Annotated in this window: 4 protein-coding genes and 3 pseudogenes; 5 read left to right on the top strand and 2 right to left on the bottom strand. The window is 50.0% G+C overall.

What is annotated here, in order from left to right; translation table 11 throughout:
* A pseudogene (locus O2S87_RS17825) lies at positions 1 to 105 on the top strand (IS5/IS1182 family transposase); the annotation flags it as partial.
* Positions 106 to 309: 204 nt separating this feature from the next.
* Here the strand turns inward: O2S87_RS17825 and O2S87_RS17820 are convergent.
* Positions 310 to 1,002 (bottom strand): annotated as a pseudogene (locus O2S87_RS17820) (PAS domain-containing protein); the annotation flags it as partial.
* 662 nt (positions 1,003 to 1,664) lie between these two features.
* Here O2S87_RS17820 and O2S87_RS17815 point away from each other — a divergent pair.
* The 4 genes and pseudogenes from O2S87_RS17815 (at position 1,665) to O2S87_RS17800 (ending at position 4,868) form a co-directional block, all read left to right on the top strand.
* On the top strand, positions 1,665 to 2,258 hold the full coding sequence (locus tag O2S87_RS17815) for a tyrosine-type recombinase/integrase (protein WP_475410091.1): 594 nt from the start codon (positions 1,665 to 1,667) through the stop codon (positions 2,256 to 2,258).
* Positions 2,255 to 2,673, top strand: a pseudogene (locus O2S87_RS17810) (DUF8161 domain-containing protein). Before O2S87_RS17815 ends, O2S87_RS17810 begins: the two are co-directional and overlap by 4 nt.
* Before the next feature lie 60 nt (positions 2,674 to 2,733).
* Positions 2,734 to 3,027 (top strand): helix-turn-helix transcriptional regulator, encoded by a 294-nt coding sequence (locus O2S87_RS17805; RefSeq protein ID WP_475410090.1) that lies wholly within the window; start codon positions 2,734 to 2,736, stop codon positions 3,025 to 3,027.
* A 1,076-nt stretch (positions 3,028 to 4,103) separates the two neighbouring features.
* Entirely contained in the window at positions 4,104 to 4,868 is a 765-nt protein-coding gene (locus O2S87_RS17800; protein ID WP_475410089.1) for an SDR family NAD(P)-dependent oxidoreductase, read from the top strand.
* A 330-nt stretch (positions 4,869 to 5,198) separates the two neighbouring features.
* Here O2S87_RS17800 and O2S87_RS17795 read toward each other — a convergent pair whose 3' ends face one another.
* Complete coding sequence (locus O2S87_RS17795) at positions 5,199 to 5,744, bottom strand: DUF502 domain-containing protein (RefSeq protein ID WP_475410088.1); 546 nt, start codon at positions 5,742 to 5,744, stop codon at positions 5,199 to 5,201.
* Positions 5,745 to 6,064: the final 320 nt, after the last annotated feature.

The following is a 6,064-nucleotide window of genomic DNA, read 5'->3' as shown; positions in this document are numbered from 1 at the left end:
CATGCTCGGGTACAAGCATTCCTTGGACTGTGTCTCCGAGTAATAGTTGCAATCACGAACTACGAACAGGGTGAAAATCCAGGGCGGACGAAGCTTGTGGTATGAGATGAATTGTATGACACCCTCTAGCTTCCCCAGCTTGTTGGCGTGTTCCCGAATCACTTGCACAGCCGTCTTATGTTCTTCAGTATCTAACTCGGATTCAAGCAGATCAGCATATCCATTTATCACCGTCACGGAGTTGCGAACGTTGTGCCGCAATACGCGATCCATTACGTACAGTACTTGATCGATGAACTGGGCGTCTGTTATGTCCTCTTCGATGGCCACGAAGTGAGTAATGGTTCCATCAGGATCGGTCACTGGAACGATCCTCTGAGAGATTTGGTACAATTCACCGGTTTTACGTCGATTCGTCAGTTCTGCTTCCCAGACTTCACCGGCGGTGATCGTCTTCCACAAATCCCGATAGAACGCCTCACCCTGTAGATCTGATTTCAAAAGCCGTGGGGTTTCCCCAATAGCTTCTTCGGCTGAGTAGCCGGTCGTCACCTCGAATGCGGGGTTAACGTACTCAATCGTTCCGTCTGCGTCAGTGATGAAAACAGCCTGCTCAGTCGAATCAGCCTGCATCTCGAAAAGTGCTTTTTTCTCTTCGGAGAGTTTACGTTCGGAGATATCCTCTTGAAACCCAAGGAAATGCGTGGCAGTCCCTGTTTCGTCCTCGATAGGCGTGATAGTGAGTCGGTTCCAAAACATCGTGCCGTCCTTCCGATAGTTGCGAAGTTCAGTGGTAATCGACTCTTCGGCATCGATTGCATGCCGAATCTCTGCGACAGTAGCGTCATTTGTCTCTTCGCCCTGTAGAAATCGACAGTTTTGTCCGAGAATCTCTTCACGCTCATACCCGGTCAGTTCGCAGAATCCGTCGTTAACAAAGACGAGCGGCTCGTCATCAAGCGTGGCATCACCGATAGTAATTCCAATTGGCGATTCATCCATCGTCTGTGCGGAAAGACCGGTCGGCAATACTCCACCAGTGTCAAACAGTAGAAGCTGAATTTGTTCATTTCCGTTCCACTCAACGGGTGTAGTCAGCGCGATAAATTTATGAGAATCGTCGCTTGTGGGACTCATTTTCACCGTCAGCCCCATTGCTGCTGCATCTCCGCTCTCGATACGTTCAAACTGTTTGAGTAACGCTGTCTGATATGTGGACGAAATGTACTCACAGATTGAGCTGCCAACTATCGAGTGATCTGGATCAGTTCTGAAAAGGGATCGTGCAGCCTGGTTTAGATAGCAGATACTCCCGTTAGGCTGGAGAACGATCCTCGGCTCCTCTTTCATCCCTGTAACTCCCATAGATAGTAAGTTGCATAGAATTGTTATCAAGTCATGGGGTACGTATATTCTCCTTAACAATTATCGGAGTATATACACACGAGAACGTCCGCTTGGAATTTCGAATTAGACATTCCAGATACACCGGCTGATGCTGCGCTTACCCTCTATATCTTGCACGCCAGCTGGTAGCAATGTCAGCAGACTTTCTGTTGTTTCACTGGTTGACCCACGGTTCAGCCGATCTTTGGACTCCCTTATTAAACTCCAAAGTTAAGTGGCTATAGCGGATGGTTCGTATATAAAGAGCGTTCGCTCAAATGGCTCAAAATATAGATTCCAAAGTTCGTGCAAAAGTGTGGCTCACTCCCGACCAGGTCGACGATCTCCGTTCAGCGTGTTACTCAACTGGTGCCGACTACCTCCAGCAGCGCAACGAGGCTATAATCGCGCTCATGTACGACACTGGTCTCCGAGTTGGCGAATTGGTCGCAGGCAACAGCGCTCTGTATCTGCCGACAGAGATCCAGAAGGACTACCCGAACGATAACGAGCCAGCACCGGCCACCCTTGAGCTCGCCTCAGATGTGGCACGGTTGCTGTCGTCGTATCTCAACAGCCGCTGGAAAGAATCGCCCGCGCTGTTCCCCTCACGGTCAAGCGACCGGATCACTACGCAGGGCGTTCGGGATGTGATCTCGAAGGTCGCCGAGGAGGCGGGCGTCGAGCCGTACCTCCTCAACGGCACCCGTGGCGAGTCGGGTGACGTGACGCCTCATGCACTCCGCCATAGTGTCGCCTATCGGATGATGAACGCCGAGGAGGGTAACACACTGTACGATGTGCGGAACCGACTGCGACACCGAAGCATCCAGACTACTGAGCAAGTGTACGATCACATCATCCGAGTATGACTGACGACAACGACATCGACCCGGAGAACCCCCGTCCTTCGGGTCATTACCCCCGGTCCAGGGACAACGGCACTATGTCCCCGACGAACTTGCCCAGACAATCTCGTTGGGTCCTGGAGGCGACGGCGAGGAGGGGCAAGATTGGATACTGACGTACTGCCCGGAGAAACGAGATCCAGATGACCGAGAGAAAGTTCTCATCCGGCTGACGCCCCGTTCGCTCCACGAGCTCTACATCGAGGTGAAGGATCTTGATGTCAAGACCCGGCAGATGGGGCACCGCGCCGAGTGCGATCTCTACGGGGAGATGGTCGATCTCAATCGGGCGATTCCAAACGCCCGTGGCGAAGCGTGTCACAAGCGGTGTTGGGCAGAGTATACGGGGGCTCCGGAGTGGTTCAGTGTCTACGTGTGATGGTGTGCTTTCACTGAGTTCCGTGCATTATTTACCTCAACTAAATTAGAAATACAACCAATGCACGAACTAACTGGTTTTCAGCGGGATCTGTTATATTGTGTCGCCGCACTCAACGAGCCATCTGGCTTGGAAATCGGTTCTGAGCTGGCAGAGTATTCTTCGACTGAGGTGAATCATGGACGCCTCTACCCCAATCTTAACGACCTCCTTGAGGAGGGGCTGCTCAGCAAGGAGAAAAAAGACGGTCGGACAAATCTGTACACACTCACGCCACTGGGTATAGAACTCATCGAAGAGCGTCAACAGTGGGAAGCCGACAAACTCCGAGAGGCTGGGATCGATCTCGACTGACTTTGGTGTTGATCGAATTGTGAAGAAGGTGGTTACGTGACTCAATGCTCTACTTAGAGGCTGAGTCTTGCACATACGTCTACAACCACTCTGAGATGTGGTAGGAATCGACTGCTGAATACAGGGCGCAAATAGTGCGATAAAATCTGAACTGAATCATTAGAAGTACACCTGAATTATCATCCTCATATAATGTGTCCAAGTAAGAAATTAGCATATGCGTGATTACAGCATATGCGTGATTAATCATATTTAATCGTAATTGCTTTTATATTTGACATGGAACGCTTGATTGGTAGAGGTACGGGGGCACCCTACGATGTAATATCTCTACCGAGGAGGGCAATGTGGGGGCATTGGCCCCTCTCATTCCGTTTTGTATTGATCCGGTGTCAAGTAGTCAAAATTCCGATTTACTTATAAAAATCTGACCACAGTGCATAAAAAACGAAAATAGAGTCTTGACACAGAATGAATGATTCTCCGACAGGCAGATCTTTCTTCAGCGACCATCTGATCACGCAAAACGATGAGGGTGAAAGACTGCGAATACAGGTGTTGTGGGAGTCGAAATGCCGAGAATGGGGGCTACAGATGGTTTGGGAGAGGCAACCATCATTCTCGGGATAGGCTGTTTTGATTAGAACTAAAAAAAGCTTTGGCCGATATTTAGTACCTCAGCCTCTAAGTAGAGCATCGGTTTTTACCAACTTCTGAATAGACCCGGCAAACGCATGCAAAATACATCCTCTGTATCTCGCACCTCACTACTGACAAGAACTAACGAGATCTTGTGAGTACTGCTGAATAGGAGGCGTATCGTCAGCACGTGACGGCGAAAGGTCTCGCAGACGAGTTGGGTGTTTTTCAATCGTTGTTGTTGGACCTCCTCGGCTGCGTTGAGTGCCAACTCGTCTCTGCGACACGTGGCTCATCGACCTGTTTAGAGATACTTGCGCAGTAGTGAGGTGCGAATTCGAACGACGCGTGAAGTCTTGCGTTCGGTTCATGCACGTAGTAAATTTTCATTCAGGCTAGCATCGCATTTATTGTCGTTGGTGGTGTTGTAGGAAGTGATGTCAGCAGAGTTTGGTTCTGAACTGGATGGAGACGTAGCGATTGTGACTGGCGCGTCGTCCGGGATTGGGGAGGCGACGGCCGAATCCCTCGCTTCGCGGGGGGCGAGTGTGGTTCTCGCTGCCCGCCGGGAGAATGAACTTGAAGTGCTTGCTGATCACATCGAATCCGCAGGTGGTGATGCGCTTGCTGTTCCGACTGATGTCACAGATGAAGACGACATTGACGCGCTCGTCGAAGCGACTCTTGAAGAGTTCGGTTCGATCGACGTACTCGTGAACAACGCTGGTGTGATGTTGCTAGAACCTGTTGAGCGAGCTGACCGTGAGAATTTCCGGCAGATGGTCGAAGTGAATTTGCTGGGATTGATGAATCTCACTCACGCTGTACTCCCAGTGATGCAGGAGCAAGGCGGTGGTCATATTGTCAATGTTTCGTCGACGGCCGGTCGGAAGGCGAACGCCAACAGTTCAGGGTACAATGCGACGAAGTTCGGTGTTAACGCGTTCACTGAAGCGCTCCGTCAGGAGGTTACTACTGGGGGTGTTCGAACGACGATTATTGAACCCGGTGCAGTCGAAACTGAACTCCCGGAACACATCCCTGACGAAGAAATCAAAACACAAATTGAAGACGGCTTTCTTGACTCGATAACACCGCTCCAGAGTGAGGATATCGCTCGTGCGATTGCGTACACCGTGACCCAACCGCAGCATGTCAGCGTTAATGAGATGCTCATCCGGCCAACCGATCAAGAACGGTAACGACAACCGCAGATCGGTAGGCCGATCTTCAGAAGTTCCAATGCGGCGGATTAGCGACCTGCTGAAATAGTGTGCGAAATATAGAAAATGAGTCTTGCATATACCTTTTCAACTCCTATGAGATTTAGCAGGAATCGGCTGCTGAATACACAGCGCGTATCTCGCACAGAATTATCTCCAGATTCGATGGAATCAGATCGATCAAAATAGGGGCGTACTGTAACGTATCGGGTTGTTCTTATCCGAAATTGGCGTACAAGATACAGAGCGTGGAACCACTTATTATCGCCCGGTCACATTCGAAATGACGGAGGCTCTGGATACCCGATTTTACATCCCGTTATCAGCCGTCTTTTTTATTTTGTCCAGGTCGACGGGGACATCTGGTGGATGATCGTCGATCTCGACCGCGACGCCGAAGGAGACAATCGACGAAATTCCCTCCTCGACGGAGAGGTCAAGTCGGTAGACCTCGTCCTCGGACAGATGGAGAATGAACCCTCCCATAAATGGATTTGGCCCCATCGGCAGGAAGACTGTGAGCATATCGTCCTCTTCGGTTACCCGTTCAATCATCTCTGGGGGACGTGACGTCTGGAATGCTATCGAATAGCACCCCTCTTTCGGATACTCCACGAGGAGTACGTCCTCGAAATTCTGGGTATCCCCTTCGAGCAACATCGTGCTGATCTGGTCTAGCGGGCTGTAGATGGATCGAATACCAGGAATCTGTGCCATGGTGGTGTCCAAGCTCCGTTTCAGTCGGTCGCCACCGACGCGAGATTCGGTGAACGCGCCTACGATAATGATGATGCCGAACAGCACGACAATGGCTATCAGTTTTGAGACGAGTGGAGACGTATTCCCTGGCCCCATCTGAATCGGGACGACAAATGGATTCAGTAGCTGTGAAATAAAGTTGACAATAAATAGAAATATGATTGTAGTTACAAGAACGGGAAGAACAATCGCAGTCCCGGTTACAATCGATTTGCGAAAGTAGTTACGGATACTTAATCTTAGGTTTCCGTATGTCTTGCTATCGTTTCCCACAAATTAGATATCTATTGAGCCTGTCCAAGAAACACCGACAGAAACGTCAGATTCTGTAGCTCTTGAGCGTTCATTACGGTAAATTTATCTAGCTGAAAATACTATACGGCGTAAGGATTTACTCGTGACGTTTAATTTTATCG

Source organism: Halohasta sp. A2, assembly GCF_056175805.1.
The sequence above is the reverse complement of the archived record's forward strand: the minus strand, read 5'-3'. Positions and strand labels throughout refer to the sequence as shown.